Origin of the sequence: Congregibacter litoralis KT71, assembly GCF_000153125.2 — a bacterium.
GTDB classification, from domain to species: domain Bacteria; phylum Pseudomonadota; class Gammaproteobacteria; order Pseudomonadales; family Halieaceae; genus Congregibacter; species Congregibacter litoralis.
In genome coordinates, this window is record NZ_CM002299.1 from 2,028,445 (window position 1) to 2,049,640 (window position 21,196).

Consider the following 21,196-nt stretch of genomic DNA (forward strand, 5'->3'; position numbering starts at 1 on the left):
CGCGTTACACAAGAACATAAAATCGACGGCCCGCCGTCGGCAACCGCATTCTTCCGCAGAGAGTTATTCGCATCTATGAGTGATTCATCGAACGGCCACCTCCCGAAACAGAAGCAGTTAACCGGCGAGGACCAAGCAGACAATCCCAAGACGCCTTTTGCCACCTTGGCCAATCCCTTCGGAGGTGCAGAGGAACAGCATTTCGAAGTGCCGGGGCAGATTCAGAGTGCTCCTGGTTTGTTTGAAGAGGCCATGAAGGCGGGTGCTGCCCTCCAACGTCGACCGCACACCGCCGCGGGCGTACAAAGTATACAGCGCCAGCACCTCAAAAAACGCATGACCGTGTGGGAGCGTATCGATTGTCTTGCCGATGAGCCTCCCCGCATTCTGTACCAGAATTGGGGCCCCAACCTTGATGGTGCATCGTTGGTAACGGCCCTGATTCGCGTGGGCGGTCGAGACGTCGCGATCTATGGGCACGATTTTACCGTGCGGGCCGGTTCCATGGATGCCACCAATGGTGAAAAGCTGGCGCGACTCTTTGAGCTGGCCGCGAAGCAGCGCATTCCCCTGGTGGGCTTGAACGACTCGGCAGGCGCCTACATTCCTGCGGGGGTAGGCGGACTGGATGGTTACGCTGACGCCTTCACCGCCCTTCGCAAGATAAGCGGCATCGTGCCCAGCATCATGTGCATGTTCGGCTTTAACGCGGGCGGAGGCTCCTATCTTCCGAGACAGGGGAGCTTTCTGATTCAACCCAACGACACCTTCTTTGGCCTCACGGGGCCGGGTGTGGTGAAGTCGGTACTGGGTGAGGATGTTACCCCCGACGAATTGGGCGGCCCCGGGGTTCACAGCCAGTCAGGGGTGACCGATTTTGTGGTGCCCGATGAAGTCGCAGCCTTGAGAAAGGTGCGGGCACTGCTCAATTACCTGCCCAGCCACAACGGCGTGGCGGCGCCCCATCAGCCCTCATCGGATCCCATTTCGCGAAAGACCTGGGATATCGACATTCTCCTGAAAAAAGCCTTTAACTCCCCCACGGGGTTCAATACCCCCATCGACATCACCGTATTGATCCAGCAGCTTTGCGATCATGGCGATTTTCTCGAGCTGCAGGCGGAGCGCGCCCGAAACACCATCACGGCCCTGGGACGCATGGGCGGTAATGTCATCGGTTTTGTGGCCAACAATTCTGCGGTGGCCTCGGGGCAAATTGATATCGGCGCGGCTTACAAGAACGCGCGTTTTATCCGCTTTTGCAATCTCTACAACATTCCCATTATTTTCCTCGAGGACACCACGGGCTTTTTGCCCGGTAAGGAACAGGAGTCCCGAGGCATCGTCCAGGCCGGCAGGGCAATGCTCGACGCCATTGTCGATCTGCGTACACCGCGTTTTCTGGTGCTTGTGCGCAACGCCTTCGGTGGCGCTTATGCGTCCTACAACAACTATCCCACGGGTGCTGATTTTGTAGTAGCACTGCCGACTACGCGTGTCGCTGTGATGGGGCCAGCGGGCGTGGAGTACGTGTACAAGGATGAGTTGCGGAAGCTTCGCGGCGAGGCAAAAACGCGCCTGCTCAAGGAAACGGAGGCGCAGAAGGCCGCGGGACTCGGCGACTCTGAGGCGGCGGAGGCGGCCAAGGCGCTTGTGGATGGCTGGGTCAAGGCCGAAGAGCATCTTCTGGCGCAGCGCTACGAGCGGGAGCTCATGAATCCCAATGAGGCGCTCAGCCTCGGTTCTATTTCCCAGATCGTGATGCCCTCAGATTTGCGCCAGGTGCTCGCGGAGCACATGGACTTCTGTCTCCGCAATTACGAGCCTGCGCCCATGGAAGGCGTTCAGCGGGAATTTCATTGATACCTACCAATTTGCTAAGGACCGGCTGCCGTGTCTAACGAACATTATTTGCACAATCCCCTGATTCACAGCGATCGACAGCTTGGGCGACGAAGCAGTCCCTGGGTGAGTCAATTCGATTGCACCCATATCCGGCCCCTGATTATCTGCCGGGGACCCATTCGCAAGGAGGCCATCGACGTTTTTCGGGAGATGGGGATCCGGCATATCGGCATTTTACTGTCCGAGAAAGACTCCATCGTTTATCAGAACGCGCTGGCCCCGGAGCTACGTGTCATGCCGGACCCCGAACGGGTCCATCGCGTGCCCGACTACACCGGTGTCAACAAAGAAGAGCGTGATCAGCGCATCCAGCAGATCATCGGCATTGCCCGGGACAACGGATACAACGCCATCTTTGCCGGCTACGGCTTTATGGCAGAGGACGAGACCATGGTGGCTGCCATGGAGACCGCCGGACTGAACTTCATCGGTCCCTGCTCGCGCACGGTGCATGATGCGGGCCTGAAGGACGAGGCGAAGCGCACGGCATTGAAGACCGGTGTATCCGTGACGCCGGGTATTGATAACGCCACGGCGCTCACGCTGCTCAAACGTCACCCCGATCACGCAGCATTGAAAGCGCTCATTGAGAGCGAGGGTCTGCCCCTGGATCCGGCAAACCTGGATGAGGATCTCGAAGCGGCCGCCGATCAGGTGCTGGCAGCGAGTTACAGCAAAGGCGTGGATCTTTACACCGTTGATGAGCTCAGCGAAACCGTGACGGAAGCCGTACTGCGCATGAGCGAGGACTATCCCAGCAACCGCGTGCGCCTCAAGGCTATCAGCGGTGGCGGGGGGAAAGGACAGCGAATCCTCGGCATTGGTGAGGCTGAGCGCGCCGGCGAAATGGTGCGTGAGATCCTTAACGAGGTAAAAACCACCGGGGTCGGCGATAACAAAAACGTTCTGGTGGAGCTGAACATAGAAACCACGCGTCACCAGGAAATTCAGGTGATTGGTAACGGTCAATGGAGCATGAGTCTGGGTGGCCGCGATTGCTCTTTACAGATGCACGAGCAGAAGCTCCTCGAGGTCTCCGTGACCCTGGAGTCCCTGCACTTGGCCCTCGAGGAGGCCAAAGCACAGGGCAAGACCACGGAAGCGGCGGTACTGGAGCAGGATATCCATACTTTGTCTCAGATGGAGGACGAGGCGGCGCGCTTCGGTGAGGCCGTGGGACTGGACTCCGTGTCGACCTTCGAATGCATCGTTGACCGCGACAAGCACTTCTTTATGGAGATGAATACGCGCATACAGGTTGAGCATCGGGTCACCGAACTCTGCTACGCCCTGCGTTTCGCGAATCCTGAAAACTCCGAGGATCACTTTATCGTGGAGTCCCTGGTAGAGGCGATGGTGCTTCTGGCGGCCCACGGTCCCAGGCTTCCCAAACCCCACCGCGTACCTCGGCACAATGACAGCGTGGAGGCTCGCCTCAACGCGACAAACCAGGCGCTGCAGCCCAGTGCCGGCGGCGTCATTGAATACTGGTCGGATGCCATCGATGGCGAGATTCGTGATGACCAGGGCATCAGTCTGCACAATCCGGACACGGATGTGTTCATGAAGTACACCCTGGCGGGCGCCTACGATTCCAACATAGCGCTGCTCCTCACCGTGGGGAACACGCGGCTGGAATGTTATCAGGGCATGGCCGAAACCATCCGTCAGACGCAAATGCGTGGTAAGGACCTCGCCACGAATCTCGAATTTCATTATGGCCTGGTGAACTGGTTCCTGGGCCAGAACATCAATGCGCGGCCAACCACGCGCTTTATCGTGCCCTATTTAACGGCGGTGGGTGAGCTGAAGCGCGAAGCTCAGAACATCGACCTGGAACACGCCTGGCGACAGCTCAGCGCAAGGGAGATCGAAGGTGCCAAAGGTGCAAACGGTGGAGGTATAGAAGGCTCCGACGATGCTTCCCTGGCCCTGACCCTGGATCTCAAACACACCCTGTTGCTGCGACCCCTGCAAATTCTTCTGGACCAGCCCCATCTCCTTAGCGGCTGGCTGAGCATCCACCGGGACAGCTACACCATGATCAACGGTCATGTGAGCTGGAATGAGAACCCCATGGAGCTGTTGGCGGACATCTATCACTACCTGAACATGGATCTGGTGTCCGGTGCTCCGGCGGCAGGCATGATCTGGGAGCATGATCACGACATTCTGAGCGACGCCCAGGCTTTCTACGCCCGACTCGACGCCATCCTGCCGGCGGAGGATTGGCTGGCCATGCAAACCCTGCTTTCCGAGGATCATGCGCCCGAGGGCGTGGCGCTTTCAGAGGAGGAATGGGCGGCGGTGCAATCTGCCCATCGCGGCTATCAGTCCGGCTGTTCTATCCTCAGTGTGCTTCCCGCTATCGCCGAGACCACGGCTTACTTCTCTTTGGCCGTGAATGACGATCTCACCATTGATATTCCCGAGCGCCTCAACGACGCCGAGCTCCAGAGCGCCATGGCCAAGGTCCTTGTGCCGCCCCCCCTTGCCAAGTCCGACGAAATCATCGCGGCCAGCGGCGGTATGTTCTACGGCAGAGAAACACCGGATTCACCGCTGTACGTGGAAAAAGGCGATCACTTTGACGCCGGTGATCCTTTGTACATCGTCGAAGTCATGAAAATGTTCAACAAGGTTTATGCGCCGTTTGCCGGCACCGTCGATGAGGTGCTCGTTGAGGGGGATGGCATGATTATCAGCAAGGGGCAGCCGGTATTCCGGATCACCCCCGACGAAAAAATAGTGGTGGAATCCCCCGAGGAGATTGCCGCGCGACGGCGTGCTGCGACGGCCCGCTATCTCGAAATAATCTAGTATCCCAGTAGATGCGCCACTTCAGGAGTTTCAAGCTATGATCACCGCTCTGGACCACATCGCCGTCGCCGTGCCCAACCTCGAAAAAGCGATCCAACGTTTTTGTGAGGACTTTGGACTTCCCCTGGATGGTACGGAGGACGTGGAAGCTGCCAAGACCTCCACGGCCTTCATACCGCTGCCACCCACCAATATTGAGCTGGTCCACCCCCTCAATGGTGAGGGCCCCATCGCCAAGTATCTGGAGAAACGGGGAGGCGGACTCCATCATCTGTGCTTCCGCTCCGACGACATCTATGCGGATGTGGAGCGGCTCAAGGCCAAGGGCTATGCGTTTATCACCGACGCGCCGTCTCCCGGTGCGCATAACTCACTCACCATTTTTATTCATCCCAAAAGCTGTGACGGTATTCTTGTGGAACTGAATCAGCCCGCCGACGAACACTGAGAAATAGCTATGAGCGACAGTAACAAGGCCACGCCGGAACAGCTCGCTGCCTGGGATGCCCTGGCGACAAAGCAGATGAAGGGCAAAAGCCCCGACGACTTGATATGGGATACACCCGAGGGTATCCCCGTAAAGCCCCTTTACACTGCGGCTGATATCGAGAACCTCGAGCATGCCGACACCCTGCCGGGTATGGCGCCCTATTTGCGGGGCCCCCAGGCAACGATGTATGCCGGCCGACCCTGGACGATTCGCCAGTACGCGGGATTCAGCACGGCGGAAGAGTCCAATGCCTTTTATCGCAAAGCCCTCGCGGCCGGGGGACAGGGTATTTCCGTTGCCTTTGATCTGGCTACCCACCGCGGCTATGACTCGGACCATGAGCGGGTAACGGGCGATGTGGGTAAAGCGGGCGTTGCCATTGATTCCATCGAGGATATGAAGATTCTCTTTGATGAGATTCCCCTCGACAAAGTCTCTGTCTCCATGACCATGAACGGTGCGGTGCTCCCCGTGCTGGCGGGATACATCGTCGCTGCGGAAGAGCAGGGCGTTGCGCAGGATCAGCTGGCAGGCACCATTCAGAATGACATTCTCAAAGAATTCATGGTGCGCAACACCTACATTTACCCGCCGGCGCCCAGCATGCGCATTATTGGTGACATTATTTCCTACTGTTCCCGGAATATGCCGCGTTTCAATACCATTTCCATATCCGGTTATCACATCCAGGAGGCCGGGGCGAACGCGGCGTTGGAGCTGGCTTACACCCTGGCAGACGGTAAGGAATACATTCGCACGGCCATCGCTGCGGGACTGGGTATCGATGAGTTTGCACCGCGGCTGTCCTTCTTCTGGGGTGTGAGCATGAATTTCTATATGGAGATCGCCAAGATGCGCGCGGCGCGGCTCCTGTGGAACGAAATTGTTGCGGAGTTCTCGCCACAGAATCCCAAGAGCTCCATGCTGCGCACCCACAGCCAGACCTCCGGGTGGTCCCTGACGGCACAGGATCCCTACAATAACGTCATACGCACTACCATCGAGGCCATGGCTGCGGTGTTCGGGGGCACCCAGTCCCTGCACACTAACGCCCTGGATGAAGCTATCGCTTTGCCCTCGGAGTTTGCCGCGCGGATCGCCCGCAACACGCAGCTGATTCTTCAGGAAGAGACGGGCATTACAAAGGTCGTAGACCCCTGGGGAGGTTCCTACATGATGGAGTCTCTGACCCAGGAAATCGCTGATAAGGCGCGGGAGCTCATTGCCGAGGTGGAAGAGGCCGGTGGCATGGCTAAAGCGATTGAAACGGGAATGCCCAAGTTGCGCATCGAAGAGGCGGCGGCGCGGAAGCAGGCTCGTATCGATCGGGGCGACGATGTCATTGTCGGCGTGAACAAATACGCGTCCTCTCAGGAGGACCCCATTGATATTCTGGATATCGATAACGCAGCGGTACGCGATTCGCAGATTGCGCGACTGAAAAAGATCCGCGAATCCCGGGATCAGAACGCCGTGGACGAGGCCCTCGCAAAGATTACGGCCTGCGCAGCGGGCGGCGAGGGTAACCTCCTCGCACTGGCGATTGATGCCGTGCGTCTCCGTGCTACCGTGGGCGAGATATCCGACGCTATGGAGTCAGAATTCGGGCGGTTCACCGCCCACGCGCAGACGGTCTCTGGCGTTTATGGCGCGGCATTTCAGGAAGACGAGAACTGGAACATGATCAGTGCCGATATCGATAGCTTTGTAGAGCGCCACGGCCGGCGCCCGCGCATGCTGGTCTGCAAAATGGGCCAGGACGGCCACGACCGCGGCGCTAAGGTCGTCGCTACCGCCTTTGCAGATGTAGGCTTTGATGTGGATCTGTCGCCGATGTTTTCTACGCCCGCGGAAGTTGCGCGGCAGGCCGTGGAAAATGACGTCCATGTCGTCGGTGCTTCCAGTCTGGCCGCGGGGCATAAGACCCTGGTGCCAGAACTCATAGCAGAGCTCGCCAAGCTCAACGCTCAGGATATCGTGGTTATTGCCGGCGGGGTGATTCCCGAGCAGGATTATCCAGCCCTGCGCGAGGCCGGTGTCCAGTGTATTTTTGGTCCCGGAACAGCGATACCGGTTGCCGCCAGAGAGGTGCTTGAGGCGGTAAACGCCGCCGCGGAGTAGAGCGTGCCTGCGCCTGATCCCCAAAGTATTCTCGACGGGAACCGGCGGGCGCTCGCTAAAGCGATAACGCTCACGGAAAGCTCTCTTGGGGCCCATCGTGAAGAGTCTCAGCGCTTGCTCGAAGCCCTGCTGCCCCACACGGGGAACAGCATTCGCATAGGTATCAGCGGTGTGCCCGGCGTTGGAAAATCCACCTTTATCGAATCTTTTGGTCAACTGCTTCTCAAGGCGGGTAAACGCCTCGCAGTCCTGGCCGTAGACCCCAGCTCTCCCGTCGCCGGTGGCTCCATCATGGGTGACAAGACGCGCATGGAGCAGTTGTCCCGGGAAGAAAACGTGTTTATTCGTCCCACACCCTCGGGTGGAACCCTGGGAGGTGTTGCGCAAAAAACCCGAGAGACCATGCTCCTCTGTGAGGCCGCGGGCTATGATGTCATTATCGTGGAAACCGTAGGCGTGGGGCAGTCGGAGTTCCAGGTTGCCGGGATGGTCGACTTTTTTATGCTCCTGATGCTGCCGGGCGGCGGCGATGAGCTTCAGGGAATCAAGAAGGGCATCGTCGAACTCGCGGATGCCCTGGTGATCAATAAGTCAGACGGCGAGGGCGCCGGTATCGCCGCGGCAACCCAGACCCAGTACCAGTCCGCCTTCAGCCTTTTGCGGAACGAAAGTCATTGGACGCCTGTGGTAATGCGTTGCTCCGCCCTCGCCAACACCGGTCTCGGGGAAGTCTGGGACACCATTCAATCCTATGTCGCCTCAACCCGGGAGTCCGGGTTTTTTGAGCGACAGCGCGCCACGCAAAATCGTCAGTGGATGCAGCAGCTGGTGCAGTCCCTGCTGATGCAGCGCCTCAAGGAAAGCCCCAGCGTTGCTGCGGCGTTGCCCAAACTGGAAATGGATGTTGAGTCCCAGACGATAACGCCCTATGCCGCTGCCCGGCGGGTAATTGAGCTGATGGACGAAGGCTGAGCATGGCTTATCGCGCCCTTGAGAAGCTCATCAACCTCCACGACGGTTACCGCAAGGCTGTTCAAGTCGCGGGACGCCAGGCCCTACTTTTTCAGGAGGCGGGCGTTCTACGACTCGTGGATCGCCACTGTCCCCATCAGGGGCAGGTTCTGGATGCGGCACCCATCGACAAGGGGATGCTCATCTGTCCTAAACATCAGCTACAGTTTTCTCTGAAGGATGGGGCTCCGTCACCGGCAATCTGCGCTTCTCTTAAAATCCACGATTTGGTTTACGAGGGTAATAGCGTCGGTGTAGATGAGTAGGGCCTCTAGAGAGACAGCGCTCGAAACTCCGGATCAATCTGTCCCAGGCGCCAAAGTTCATCAAAGCGGTTGATAGCCGCTTCCGCTCTGGGCCGGTTCTGCGGCCGATAAAAACCGGCATCGGCGTCTTCTCCGGGCAGCTCCAGGACGCTGTCTCTATCGCGAAGCACCAGGGTGTCATCATTCCATTGGGGATGCTCCCCAAGCCGGCGAATCTCTATTCTGCTGGGCAGGCGGCGGCTCAGGGCCAATAAACGATGTCCCCGTTGAACGATGGCGCGCGCGTCCTGCACCAGAATCTGAACGTTATTGAGATTGCCGTCGCGCAGAAACAGGCGTATCGCTGATACCAGGTCTTCCTGATCAAAGACCCTGTTGTCCAGTCTGGGACTGAGAATACGTAGCTCCCGACGCGCCAGACGAGCCTGGGCGACCACCAGTTCCGAGAAGGGTCGGGGGTATTGCAGATGGGGGATAGGCTCGTTCCAGTCGCTATAATCCAGGGACAGATGCATATCGCGGTGAGTGATACCCGCTTCCTCAAAGGGCTCCCCCCGGGCTATAAAACCTGCACGCTCATAGAACGCTACGGCATCAGCCTGAGCATGAAGGTAAAGCTCTTTTTGCCCTCGCTGGCGGGCGAGACCCAGGAGACACTGTAAAAGCTTCGCGCCGACACCCTGACCGCGGTACCGGGCAATCACGGCAAGGCGGCCAATACGGCCATCGGTGAGCAAACGTCCGCATCCGATTGCCGCGCCCTCAAGTTCGGCGATGGCATGAGCTGCGTCTTTGTCGCGCCCGTCCCACTCAATATCCCGAGGCACTCCCTGTTCCATGACAAAAACAGCGCTGCGGATGCGCTCTAGTTCACGGGCATCTGCCGGCCAAACTGCTTCCCGAACCCGAGGCTTGTCAGGACTATTCATAGTAAAGAACCGTTCCCTCGTCATGGAGCCAGCGCAGGAATCCCGACGCCCCATCGTGGGCCTCGCGTGCCTCCGCAACATCAAGGTCATGGTGACTGCATAGGGTTTCCAGCAGCGGCTGCAACGCAAGGGGTGCTTCGCGAGCGCTGCCGTGAGCAAACACCAGAAGCTCGTCATCCAGTCGATGCCAGGCAATACGGCTACCCGGTGTTCGCGTAATCCATCCCACGGCGGTGTCGAAGTCCGGTGGGGATTCCGATGACTCCGAAGGGGTCGTGCCCGTTTCCGTCACCACCTCACCAAACCAGCGGGCATCTTTTTGATCAAAGGCCCGGAGCAGCTGCCCCCGGGCACGCTCCAGATCTTTCCGGGTGATTTCACCGCTACGGTGCGCCGGTTCCCGCGCAGGATCCTCAAACAGAGCGTCGTCCTCGACGGTGTTCAGGGTGTTGTCGACCCAGCGGGCCAGGAGATCACTCTGTCGCGGTGCCCGGAAGCCAATGGAGAAACTGGTGGACTCGCCCACACTGACGCCGTAATGCGCCACGCCGGGCGGAACGTACAGCACATCCCCGGTGTTCATCAGGTACTCGCAGCGGGGTTCAAAGTCAGCGAGGAGCCGTAGGTCGGTGTTATCCATGAGGGGACTGTTACTGTCGCATCGGGGGCCTATCTGCCAGCGCCGCTGGCCCTCACCCTGGATGATAAACACATCGTAATTATCGTAATGGGGGCCCGCGCTGCCGCCATCCGTGGCGTAGCTCATCATGATATCGTCGAGGCGCCAGGAGGGTAGGAAGGATACGGCGCCCAGAAGCTCAGCGGCCTCGTCCCAATGCTGATCGACGCTCTGTACCAACAAGGTCCATTGACCAGGGCGCTGGTAGCTTTCTGCCGTAAACGGGCCGCGTTCCTGATGCCAGTGGTTACCGTCAGTGGTGACAATGCGGCCGTCGATGTCGGCTTCCATGGCCAATCCCGCCAGCTCATCCCCATCACCGGGTACCTCAAAATCCCCGAAGCCTCCGGGGATGAAGAGATGCTCACGCTGCCAGTGCCTCGCGAGGAAGTGCTCTACATCCAGTTTCAGGTGATAGTCCGGCACGCCGCTAGATGTTTCTTGCCTGTTCGGCGGCATTACCCACGTAGCTGGCGGGCGTCAGCTCCCGCAAAGACTCCTTCGCTGTCTCGGGAATATCCAGGGTGTCGATAAAATCGCGAATGCGTTGGGCTGTTACGCGCTGCCCACGCGTGAGGTCCTTGAGTTTTTCGTAGGGCTCCTCGACACCGTAGCGCCGCATCACCGTCTGTATGGGTTCTGCCAAGACTTCCCAGCTGGCATCGAGATCATCGTCCATGCGCGCGGGATTGCTTTCGAGCTTGCCAATGCCCTTGGCCAGGGACTCCAGGGCAATCTGCGTGTAGGCAAAACCCACACCCATATTTCGCAGCACTGTGGAATCGCTGAGATCGCGCTGCCAGCGGCTTACGGGTAGTTTTTCGCTCAGATGGGCGAAGACCGCGTTGGCCAGGCCCAGATTACCCTCGGCATTTTCGAAGTCGATGGGATTCACCTTGTGGGGCATTGTGGAGGAGCCGATCTCCCCGGCGATGGTTTTCTGTTTGAAGTAACCGAGGGAGATGTAGCCCCAAATATCCCGAGCAAAATCCAGCAGCACGGTATTTGCGCCGCCAATGGCATCAAAAAGCTCAGCCATATAGTCGTGGGGCTCGATCTGCGTGGTGTATGGGTTCTGCGCCAGCCCCAGACCCTCGATGAAGTGTGCACTGAACGACTGCCAGTCAATATCCGGATAGCTTGCCAGGTGCGCATTATAGTTACCCACTGCGCCGTTCATTTTCCCCAGGAGAGGCACCCCGTTAATACGGGTCAGCTGACGTCTAAGGCGCGCAACGCTGTTGGCAATTTCCTTACCCATGGTCGTGGGACTGGCCGTTTGTCCGTGAGTCCGCGACAGCATGGGTTGATCCGCCAGGTCGTGGGCGATGCCCGCCAGGGTCCTTACCAGGCTTTCGAAGCCCGGTACCAGTACCTCCGTGAGCCCATCGCGGAGCATCAGGGCGTGAGCGAGATTATTGATGTCTTCGGAGGTGCAGGCGAAATGTACAAACTCACTGATGCGCTGCAGCTCGTCGTTGTTCTCAAAGCGCTCCTTGATGAAGTATTCAACGGCTTTTACGTCGTGATTGGTGGTGGCCTCAATGGCCTTAATCTGCGCTGCATCATCGACAGAGAAATTGTTGGCAATGGCCTCGAGCTTTGCGACCGCCTGAGGGGACAGGGGCGCAACCTCCGTGATTTGAGGCTCCCGGGACAGGGCCAGGAGCCAGTGAACCTCGACAAGGACGCGGCGACGGATGAGGCCGTACTCACTGAAAACCTCCGCAAGGGGGCGGGTTTTGCTGGCGTAGCGCCCATCGAGGGGCGTAACCGCAGTGAGGGGGGTAAGCGTGAGGCCGTCTGTGGACATGGCGTTTCCTTTCCGAGCTTCTATTTGAGTCTGGTTTTTGTCGTTAGACGAGGCCGAGACCGCGGGAGAGTTCCTGGGCGTTTCTCAGCATCGCTTTTCGTTGCATAGCCAGTTTCCAGCGCCGCCCGCCCAATTGCCGCCACAGGTATGCGGAGCGTATACCGGCCAGGAGGAGACTGCGCACGATATCGGCGTTTTTCTGGTTCTCAAGGTGCTGGGCACTGCCCATCACCTTAATACGTTGAGGCAGCTTGCTGAAGGTGTCCTGATACACCCCGGACACGCTATGGCAAATGTCACCGACATTGCCGGCGAAGTGCTCGGCCCGGAAACTGGCGTGCTCCAACCGTGACCGCACAACCTCGCGCAATTGCTCATCGGAGGCGAAACGGCGTTCCAGGTGCAGGATGTTGAAGAAATAACGCACCGCGTCACGCTGCTCCTGATCGCCCTGGTTGGCGAGGAGGGCGCAGAGATTCTGGAGACCGAGCCTGACCCCGGGCAAGCCTTTGTAGATATCCTCGGCACGCTCGAGATCGAAGACAAAGAGGCTGTTTACGGAGCTTTCGAGAAACTCCAGGGGATAGCTGCCGGTTTTGGAAATCTGATCGACGATGCGCGCCGCCTGTGCGACGCCCGCGAGGGCGATGGTCTGCTCACGTAAAAGACTCATGCTGCGAGTGCCAGGGCAGCCGTGGTTGTGGTGATGACGCCGCCCCCCAGGCAGATGTTCCCGTCATAGAGCACCACGGATTGCCCCGGTGTGATGGCCCGCTGGGGGGCGCTGAAGTTGATTCGGTAACGACCCCCGTCCTCAAATACGGTGCATTTCTGATCCGCCTGGCGGTAGCGCACCTTGGCTGCGCAGTGGAGGGGGAATTGCGGCGCCTGTCCTGCGATCCAGAAAAGCGTGTCCGTCCACAGCTCCTGAGAAAACAGGGCGGGGTGATCATTGCCCTGGACAACGAGCAAAACGTTATTGGCGAGATCTTTGCCCGCCACGTACCAGGGTGCCTCGTTATGCCTTGCAAGGCCGCCGATGCCCAGACCCTGACGCTGTCCGATGGTGTGGTACATCAGGCCGCTGTGTTCGCCGATGGTATCGCCCTCCAGGGTCTTGATGATGCCGGGTTGCGCGGGGAGATACTGCTGCAAAAAGTCTTTGAAGCGTCGCTCCCCGATAAAGCAGATACCCGTGGAGTCTTTTTTGTCGTGAGTGCGCAGGCCCGCGCGCTCGGCGAGGGCTCGAACCTCAGGTTTTTCGATCTCTCCCAAAGGAAATAGCGTTTTCGACAGCTCGGCGTGGCCCACGGCATGGAGAAAATAGCTTTGATCCTTGTTGTTATCGAGGCCTTTGCAGAGCGCAGGCCGTCCATGCCTCATGCCCCGGCGTGCATAGTGACCCGTGGCGATACGATCTGCACCCAGTTCCAGAGCGTAATCCAGAAAAGCCCGGAATTTGATTTCCCGGTTACAGAGTATGTCGGGGTTGGGCGTGCGTCCGGCGCGATACTCATCGAGAAAGTGCTCAAAGACGTTGTCCCAGTACTCCGCGGCGAAGTTCGCTGCGTGGAGGGTAATCCCCAGTTTGTCCGCTACGGCCTGGGCATCCGCGTAATCGACCTTCGCGGTGCAGTACTCCGTGCCATCGTCCTCGTCCCAGTTCTTCATGAACAGGCCTTCCACGTCGTAGCCCTGCTCCAGCAGTATCAGGGCCGCCACGGACGAATCTACGCCGCCGGACATGCCGACAATAACTTTTTCTGTGTTTTTAGCGGGTGCGGTCATGACTGTGCCGTGAAAGTTGCCAAAGCCTTAAGACTGCTCCGGTCGTAAGTGACGTTGCTGCTGAAAAAATCGAAGGGGCGTTAAGCACCTACTCCGACTGTGACAGCGAATTTTAAGGCGCTGCATTCTAACAGAATGACGCCATGTCTGGCCGTTGTTTCAACGGGGCGCATGGGGCCTTTCTCATGGAGAGCGCCTGCGGCTTCGCTTCTTAAAAGACGCCTTAGTGTTGCCGTCGCTTGTGGGCAGATTGACCTGTGTTGTGCGGTACTCTCCCGGTGCCAGGTCGTCGAGGCCCCAATCGCCAATACGGGTCCTGATGAGGCGGAGCACGGGAAAACCCACTTTTGCGCACATGCGGCGCACTTGACGATTGCGACCTTCGCGAATGCTGATTTCTACCCAGCTTGTAGTCTGGGTCTTGCGCTCCCGGATGGGTGGGTTCCGCGGCCAGAACGCCGGTGTGCGAATGATCGAGGCGCGGGCCGGGAGGGTCGCGCCGTCCTTCAGCTCAACGCCGTCCCTGAGGCTGCAAAGAGCCGCTTCCGTTATGTCTCCCTCGAGCTGCACCGCGTAGCTTTTCCACAGCTTGAAGCGCGGGTCGGCGATACGCTGCTGCAGCCGTCCATCGTTGCACAGCAGGAGCAGGCCCTCGGAGTCATAGTCGAGACGTCCGGCGGCGTAGAATCCGGCCTTGGTGATGAAGTCCCCAAGGGTGCCACGACCCTCGGAATCCGTAAACTGGCTCAGCACCCGGTAAGGTTTATGAAAAAGAATCAGCTCTGACATCAATGGAAATTCAGTGAAAAGGCCGCCATGCTGCCCTCCGTTCTGATAACATGAGCCGCGATTTTTTGCGGGGTACTCCCGATCAAAAAACGCGAAACGCTTTTTATTGCTACGAGCGCTGATACGAGTAACACACGAGTAACACCAGCGATACCAGCAATAAGACGCCTAACGAAAGAAACGGTCTCAAAGGAGCCGTCCTTCAAAAAAAGGGCAGGGCTCGATATCGTTTACCAGTAATCAGTCATTAAGCAAATCTGGAGTGGTTTTATGGGTTATCAGCATATCAAGGTGCCAGACAGCGGCACACGCATCACCGTTAACGACGACAACAGCCTCAATGTGCCTGACAATCCCATTATCCCCTACATCGAGGGCGATGGCATCGGCGTCGATATCAGCCCGGTGATGATTGATGTGGTGGATGCGGCCGTCGCCAAAGCGTATGACGGCAAGAAAAAGATCTCATGGATGGAGATTTACACGGGAGAGAAAGCGGCAGAGCTCTATGAAGGCGACTGGTTCCCTGAAGAGACCCTGGAAGCCATTAAAGAATACTCCGTGGGTATCAAAGGGCCGTTGACCACACCGGTAGGGGGCGGTTTTCGTTCCCTGAATGTGGCCCTTCGTCAGGAGCTGGATCTCTATACCTGTCTCCGTCCTGTGCGCTGGTTCGAAGGCGTGCCATCGCCCGTGAAGGCGCCTGGTGACTGCAACATGGTGATTTTCCGGGAAAATTCCGAAGACATCTATGCGGGTATTGAATATGAAGCAGGGACCGACGAGGCGAAGAAGGTCGTCGATTTCATCATCAAGGAAATGGGCGCCACGAAAATCCGTTTCCCCACCAACGTAGGTATCGGCATCAAGCCGGTTTCCGAAGAGGGGACCAAACGCCTGGTGCGCAAGGCCATTCAATACGCCATCGACCAGGATCTCCCCTCGGTTACCCTGGTACACAAGGGCAACATCATGAAGTTCACGGAAGGCGCCTTCCGGGACTGGGGTTACGAGCTGGCTCAGGAAGAATTTGGTGGCGAGCTGCTCGATGGCGGTCCCTGGGTATCGGTGAAGAACCCCAACACCGGCAAGGAGATCATCATCAAAGATGTCATCGCCGACGCGATGTTGCAACAGATTCTGACGCGGCCCAAGGATTACTCCGTGGTTGCCACCCTGAACCTCAATGGTGATTACCTTTCTGACGCCCTGGCTGCCCAGGTTGGCGGTATTGGTATCGCGCCCGGAGCGAATCTGTCGGACAAGATTGCGCTGTTCGAGGCGACCCACGGCACCGCGCCCAAGTACGCAGGTCAGGACAAGGTGAACCCCGGCTCCCTGATTCTCTCCGCCGAGATGATGCTCCGCCACATGGGGTGGAATGAAGCCGCCGACCTCATCATTGATGGCATGAACGGAGCGATTCAGAACGGCACGGTCACCTATGACTTTGAGCGTCTGATGGAAGGGGCAACGTTGGTTAGTTGCTCGGGATTTGGCGAAAAAATCATCGCTGCGATGTGATAGTCCGGCGGAAACCCGGGCTTATCTCTCACGCCTGGGTTCCGCTCAGTTTCCCTCGCTGGATCGCCTCAGAGCGTGCTAGCGCTGAAACCCGCCGGGAATACCCGTGCGGGTTTTTTTGCGTCTGAGTCCCCCATAAGCCCAGAAAGCCAGTGGCTGAGAGAAATTTGAAAGCATTGCTCCCGAAGCCTCGCGCTCCCTTTCAAAAGCTTTATAATCGAGACAATGCAAAGCCATATTTGTCTAATCAAAGCGCCGTCTGCTCCGCAAAATACCAACGGGGAGCCTGGGCAGCCGCTGCCAGTTTCCACCGGATCCAGCGGTGCACACGGGTCGTATGATCACGCTTTTATGCAGCCGCCCGCGGCTGCCCAGCAAAGCGCTGAACCTGCTCAAGGCCCTGACCAAACGGCTCCTCCAATTCCTGTGACCGGGTCAACTGACGCAGTGAACCCGGCGATGAACCCGGCTTACAACCCGGCCCCTTTCATGGGTGCCAACGCTCATCGTGCGAGGCCCTGGCTCATGTCGGCAGACAAAAACGAGGAGCATGGCGGCGACGACGGTGGACTCGCCCTGCAGGAAGCAAAGCCAAAAGTTAAACGGCCGCCCCTCTATAAGGTGGTACTTCTTAACGACGATTACACGCCCATGGAATTTGTCGTTGAGATACTGGAAGTGTTTTTCAAAATGAACCGCGAACAGGCTACGCAGATCATGCTCACCGTGCATACCCACGGTAAGGGGGTTTGTGGGATTTACACCAAGGACATCGCGGAGACCAAATCTGCACAGGTCAATCAGTATGCTCGGGACCATCAGCACCCGTTGCTGTGTGAAATCGAAGCATCCGAGGACTAGCGCATCGAAGGAGATAGTGCATGCTAAGTAAAGAATTAGAGCAGACGCTGAACGACGCATTTCGTTCCGCGCGCTCACGCCGACACGAATTCATGACGGTGGAGCACCTGCTACTCGCACTGCTGGATAACAACGACGCTATCCGAGTGCTCAAGGCATGTGGCGCTGAGTTAAGCGCGCTTCGAGGCGATCTTGTGGAGTTCATCGATTCCACCACACCCCTGATTCCCGAAGAGGAGCAGGAGCGGGAGACCCAGCCAACTCTGGGGTTCCAACGCGTGCTTCAGCGCGCCGTGTTTCATGTGCAAAGCTCCGGGCGCAGCGAAGTATCCGGCGCCAATGTGCTCGTAGCGATCTTCTCCGAGCAGGAGTCCCAGGCCGTCTATTTTCTGAAGACCCAGAGCGTCTCCCGCCTCGATGTCGTCAATTACATCACCCACGGCATATCCAAAGTCGACGAGGGCGAAGACAGTGGCGCCAGTGAACCCGAAGGGGAGCGAACCGAGGGCGCGGCAGAAGAGGGCGAGAGCAATCCTCTGGACAGCTTTGCAACCAATCTTAATGAGGAAGCCCGCGAAGGACGCATTGATCCGCTTATCGGGCGCTCAGCGGAGGTGGAGCGCGTCATTCAGGTGTTGGCGCGCCGACGCAAAAACAACCCCCTGTTGGTGGGTGAGTCCGGTGTCGGCAAGACCGCTATCGCCGAGGGCCTGGCTAAGCTCATTGAAGATGGCGACGTGCCTGAGATGCTTAAAGGTGCTGAGGTTTATTCCCTGGATCTGGGCTCACTGCTGGCGGGAACGAAGTATCGTGGAGACTTTGAAAAGCGTTTCAAAGGCCTTCTGGCGGAGCTCAAGCGCCGCGAGGGGGCGGTGCTGTTTATCGATGAGATCCACACCATTATCGGCGCGGGAGCGGCCAGCGGCGGGGTCATGGATGCCAGCAATCTGCTCAAGCCTTTGCTGACCTCCGGCAGGCTTCGCTGCATTGGGTCCACAACGTTTCAGGAATACCGGGGAATCTTTGATAAGGACAAGGCCCTGAGTCGTCGTTTCCAGAAGATCGATGTCATGGAGCCCAGCACCGACGATGCCTACAAGATTCTCAAGGGCCTCAAGTCCCGTTTTGAGGAGCATCACGGTCTGCGTTACACGGATCAGGCGCTGCGGGTAGCGACAGATCTGTCGGCTCGCTATATCACCGACCGATTCCTGCCCGACAAAGCGATTGATGTCATCGACGAAGCAGGCGCCTTTCAGCAGCTTCAGGCGCCTTCCAAGCGTAAGAAAGTCGTTGGCAAGCACGATGTGGAAGCCGTGGTCGCGAAGATTGCGCGAATCCCACCAAAGTCCGTGAACCGCAACGACAAGGATGTGCTCCTCAAGCTGGAGAGCAATCTGAAGATGGTGGTCTTTGGGCAGGACGATGCCGTAAGCAGCCTGTCTACGTCCATCAAGATGGCGCGGGCGGGACTTCGTGGCGGTGACAAGCCCATCGGCTCCTTCCTTCTCGCCGGACCCACGGGCGTGGGTAAGACCGAGGTTACGCGGCAGCTGGCCAAGATACTGGGCCTTGAGCTGATTCGCTTTGACATGTCCGAGTACATGGAGCGCCATACGGTGTCACGCCTCATCGGTGCGCCGCCGGGGTACGTGGGCTTTGACCAGGGCGGCTTGCTTACGGACGCGGCTACCAAGCATCCTCACGCCGTGGTGTTGCTGGACGAGATCGAAAAGGCTCACCCGGAAGTGTTCAACCTGCTATTGCAAGTGATGGATCACGGCACCCTGACCGACAATAACGGTCGCAAGGCTGACTTCCGCAATATTATTCTGGTCATGACCACGAACGCGGGTGCGGAGACCATCAGTCGTCGCTCCATTGGTTTTACTGCTCAGGATCACAGCACCGATGGCATGGAGGCCATCAGCCGCATGTTTACGCCGGAATTCCGCAACCGTCTGGACAGCATCGTGCAGTTCCAGCCCCTCGGTGAGGATGTCATTCTCACGGTGGTGGACAAGTTCCTCGCGGAGCTTCAGGGGCAGCTGGATGAGAAGCGCATCACGCTGGATGTGGATGAAGACGCACGACTGTGGCTGGTAGAGAAGGGCTACGACCAGCACATGGGAGCCCGACCCATGGACCGCGTGATTCAGGATCACATCAAGAAACCCCTGGCAGAGATGGTCTTGTTCGGGGCGCTGTCGAACTCCGGGGGCACAGCACTGGTGCGTTTGAATGCCGACGGCGACGGGCTGGAAGTTACGGTCCCCGAGGCGGAAGACTCCACCAAAGATGAGATGACCGTAAGTTAAGGCTTGGAGTTACGGGGCGTTAAGCCCCGCGGCGTCATAGCCGGATGAAACCGGTGACGTAGGTAATCCTGGCGCTCGCGGTACTAGCGTTCGCGGTAAGTAATACGACCCTTTGTGAGGTCGTAAGGCGTCAGTTCTACGCGCACCTTGTCCCCGGTAAGAATACGAATGTAGTTCTTGCGCATCTTTCCGGAGATGTGCGCGGTTACCACGTGATCGTTTTCGAGTTTGACGCGGAAGGTGGTGTTGGGCAGGGTGTCTACCACTTCGCCTTCCATCTCGATTTGGTCTTCTTTAGCCATTCATCTTGTACTACAGTAAAAAATCAGCGCGCATTCTGCCCGAAAAGCCCTCCAAGAGCTACCGTAAAAGTGTGTGAAAACTGGCACTTGGGTACCTGCCTAAAAGGTTTCTATCAAGCCTTCCGTGGAACGCTGCCACTGATTATTAATCAGTAGTTCGAGGGGCTGGTAGTCCGATTTATAGGACATTTTGTCGCAGTTGCGGATCCAGTAACCGAGGTACACGTAGGGCAGTCCCAGACTTCGGCTTCTCTCAATCTGCCAGAGCACTGCGTAGCGGCCCAGACTTCGGGTGGTTTCGTCGGGGTCAAAAAAAGTATAAATCGCAGAGAGTCCGTCGAGCATCATGTCGACAACGGCAACCGCCACCAGTCGCCCCTCAGCACGGAACTCGCAGTATTCGGTGCAGTCCCAGGGGTTATTGAGAAAGGACTCAAACTGATCGCGATCCGGGGGATACATATCGCCATCGGCGTGGCGAGCACGAATGTAGCGATCATAGAGCGCGTAGCTCTCATCGTTGGATACCGAGGTGCGTATGGTGACTTCCAAATCCCTGTTGCGCTTCAGACAGCGGCGCTGACTACGGTTGGCTTTGAAATCATTGACGTGCACCCGGGCAGGGATACAGGCGTTGCAATGACTGCAGTGGGGGCGATAGATGTGGTTGCCGCTGCGCCGAAATCCGAGCATCGACAGATTGCTGTAGAGGGTTTGATCCACCGACTGGCGCGGGTCGATGAACAGGGTGGTGGCTTCTTCTTCCTCGAGATAGCTGCAGCGGTGCGGGTAGGTGGTGTACACCTTAAGGTCGCGGAGTGAGGAAGTCATGCGATCGCTCTCGCATTGAAGCTTGCTGGAGGCGTCAAAGGAGCGCTCCGGTACTCTCGGGCAGGACCCAGTTGTCTGTAGCTGGCGACATGTCCACAGTGTGCTGAAGTCGATTCTCAAAGTCCACTCGGGACACGTTCCTTGCCCCGAGACTGTTCAGGTGTTCGCTTTCAATCTGGCAGTCGATAAAGACGGCGCCGCGCTTCCTGAGGACCCACACCAAAGCCACCAGAGCGATCTTGGACGCATCCGTCTCACGGGAAAACATACTCTCACCAAAAAAGGCCCCACCGATGGCGACGCCATACAGGCCGCCCACGAGGGTTCCCTCACGCCACACTTCGATGGAGTGCGCATGACCTTCCTCACTGAGCCTGTGGTACGCCTGGATCATGTCCCTGTCGATCCATGTTCCCCGCTGACCGTCACGAGGGGCGGCGCAGGCCTCCATCACATCGGCAAAGGCCTTATCAATGCTGAGGGTCAATGCGTCGCGACGAAGGGTCTTTCGCAGGGATCGGGAAACGTGGAGGTCTTCGAGAGGCAAAATGGAACGGGGGTCTGGAGTCCACCAGAGCACCGGCTGAGGTGCCTCGTACCAGGGAAAAATGCCGCGCCCGTAGGCTTTGAGGAGTGTCGCACTGTCAAGGCGACCCCCGGCGGCCAGAAGACCGCTGGGGTAGGCGAGGGCTTCACTGCTGGGAGGGAAATCCTCGCCGGGCTCCAGATAATGGAGGAGGGGCACTAAT

At 58.0% G+C, this 21,196-nt stretch carries 18 protein-coding genes; 9 read left to right on the forward strand and 9 right to left on the reverse strand.

The annotated features are described in order from the left end of the window. Positions 1-75: 75 nt before the first annotated feature. Genes KT71_RS09395 through KT71_RS09420 form a run of 6 tightly spaced genes read left to right on the forward strand, consistent with a single transcriptional unit; the run spans position 76 to position 8,613 of the window. Entirely contained in the window at positions 76-1,863 is a 1,788-nt protein-coding gene (locus tag KT71_RS09395) for an acyl-CoA carboxylase subunit beta (protein WP_008295650.1), read from the forward strand. A gap of 30 nt (positions 1,864-1,893) precedes the next feature. Further along, a complete protein-coding gene (locus KT71_RS09400) occupies positions 1,894-4,725 on the forward strand; it encodes an ATP-binding protein (RefSeq protein ID WP_023659529.1) in 2,832 nt (943 codons plus the stop codon). Positions 4,726-4,762: 37 nt separating this feature from the next. Further along, positions 4,763-5,173: a methylmalonyl-CoA epimerase gene (gene mce / locus KT71_RS09405; protein ID WP_008295648.1), complete on the forward strand. Its 411-nt coding sequence runs from the start codon at positions 4,763-4,765 to the stop codon at positions 5,171-5,173. A 9-nt stretch (positions 5,174-5,182) separates the two neighbouring features. Beyond that, a complete protein-coding gene (gene scpA / locus KT71_RS09410) occupies positions 5,183-7,336 on the forward strand; it encodes a methylmalonyl-CoA mutase (protein WP_008295647.1) in 2,154 nt (717 codons plus the stop codon). Between the two features lie 3 nt (positions 7,337-7,339). Further along, the gene (meaB, locus tag KT71_RS09415; RefSeq protein WP_008295646.1) at positions 7,340-8,308 is read left to right on the forward strand and encodes a methylmalonyl Co-A mutase-associated GTPase MeaB; all 969 of its coding nucleotides are present in this window, start codon (positions 7,340-7,342) and stop codon (positions 8,306-8,308) included. A gap of 2 nt (positions 8,309-8,310) precedes the next feature. Next, positions 8,311-8,613, forward strand: coding sequence for a Rieske (2Fe-2S) protein (locus KT71_RS09420; RefSeq protein WP_008295645.1), 303 nt, complete (start codon positions 8,311-8,313; stop codon positions 8,611-8,613). 5 nt (positions 8,614-8,618) lie between these two features. Here the strand turns inward: KT71_RS09420 and KT71_RS09425 are convergent, their stop codons facing one another. The 6 genes from KT71_RS09425 to KT71_RS09450 all read right to left on the reverse strand — a co-directional run bounded on the left by KT71_RS09425 (position 8,619) and on the right by KT71_RS09450 (position 14,611). Beyond that, positions 8,619-9,542 carry a GNAT family N-acetyltransferase gene (locus KT71_RS09425; RefSeq protein ID WP_040362291.1) on the reverse strand — a complete coding sequence of 308 codons (924 nt, stop codon included), beginning with the start codon at positions 9,540-9,542 and terminating at the stop codon, positions 8,619-8,621. Beyond that, complete coding sequence (locus tag KT71_RS09430) at positions 9,535-10,647, reverse strand: JmjC domain-containing protein (protein WP_152025205.1); 1,113 nt, start codon at positions 10,645-10,647, stop codon at positions 9,535-9,537. The genes KT71_RS09425 and KT71_RS09430 overlap by 8 nt, the downstream gene beginning before the upstream one ends. Positions 10,648-10,651: 4 nt before the next feature. Then, positions 10,652-12,034, reverse strand: coding sequence for an adenylosuccinate lyase (gene purB, locus KT71_RS09435; RefSeq protein ID WP_008295642.1), 1,383 nt, complete (start codon positions 12,032-12,034; stop codon positions 10,652-10,654). 43 nt (positions 12,035-12,077) lie between these two features. Beyond that, positions 12,078-12,707: a high frequency lysogenization protein HflD gene (gene hflD, locus KT71_RS09440; protein ID WP_008295641.1), complete on the reverse strand. Its 630-nt coding sequence runs from the start codon at positions 12,705-12,707 to the stop codon at positions 12,078-12,080. After that, complete coding sequence (mnmA, locus tag KT71_RS09445) at positions 12,704-13,822, reverse strand: tRNA 2-thiouridine(34) synthase MnmA (RefSeq protein WP_008295640.1); 1,119 nt, start codon at positions 13,820-13,822, stop codon at positions 12,704-12,706. The genes hflD and mnmA overlap by 4 nt, the downstream gene beginning before the upstream one ends. A 183-nt stretch (positions 13,823-14,005) precedes the next feature. After that, entirely contained in the window at positions 14,006-14,611 is a 606-nt protein-coding gene (locus KT71_RS09450) for a pseudouridine synthase (protein WP_008295639.1), read from the reverse strand. 270 nt (positions 14,612-14,881) lie between these two features. On the opposite strand from KT71_RS09450, the gene icd reads away from it, so the two are divergent. From icd to clpA, 3 genes are all read left to right on the forward strand, one after another. Continuing rightward, positions 14,882-16,135 (forward strand): NADP-dependent isocitrate dehydrogenase, encoded by a 1,254-nt coding sequence (gene icd / locus KT71_RS09455; RefSeq protein WP_008295638.1) that lies wholly within the window; start codon positions 14,882-14,884, stop codon positions 16,133-16,135. 525 nt (positions 16,136-16,660) lie between these two features. After that, on the forward strand, positions 16,661-16,996 hold the full coding sequence (gene clpS / locus KT71_RS09460; RefSeq protein ID WP_023659531.1) for an ATP-dependent Clp protease adapter ClpS: 336 nt from the start codon (positions 16,661-16,663) through the stop codon (positions 16,994-16,996). 20 nt (positions 16,997-17,016) lie between these two features. After that, positions 17,017-19,314, forward strand: coding sequence for an ATP-dependent Clp protease ATP-binding subunit ClpA (clpA, locus tag KT71_RS09465; protein WP_008295636.1), 2,298 nt, complete (start codon positions 17,017-17,019; stop codon positions 19,312-19,314). A gap of 83 nt (positions 19,315-19,397) precedes the next feature. On the opposite strand, the gene infA is transcribed toward clpA, so the two are convergent. From infA to aat, 3 genes are all read right to left on the reverse strand, one after another. Continuing rightward, complete coding sequence (infA, locus tag KT71_RS09470; RefSeq protein WP_008295635.1) at positions 19,398-19,616, reverse strand: translation initiation factor IF-1; 219 nt, start codon at positions 19,614-19,616, stop codon at positions 19,398-19,400. 99 nt (positions 19,617-19,715) lie between these two features. Beyond that, entirely contained in the window at positions 19,716-20,447 is a 732-nt protein-coding gene (locus KT71_RS09475) for an arginyltransferase (protein WP_008295634.1), read from the reverse strand. Positions 20,448-20,481: 34 nt separating this feature from the next. Continuing rightward, positions 20,482-21,192: a leucyl/phenylalanyl-tRNA--protein transferase gene (aat, locus tag KT71_RS09480; RefSeq protein WP_008295633.1), complete on the reverse strand. Its 711-nt coding sequence runs from the start codon at positions 21,190-21,192 to the stop codon at positions 20,482-20,484. Positions 21,193-21,196: the final 4 nt, after the last annotated feature.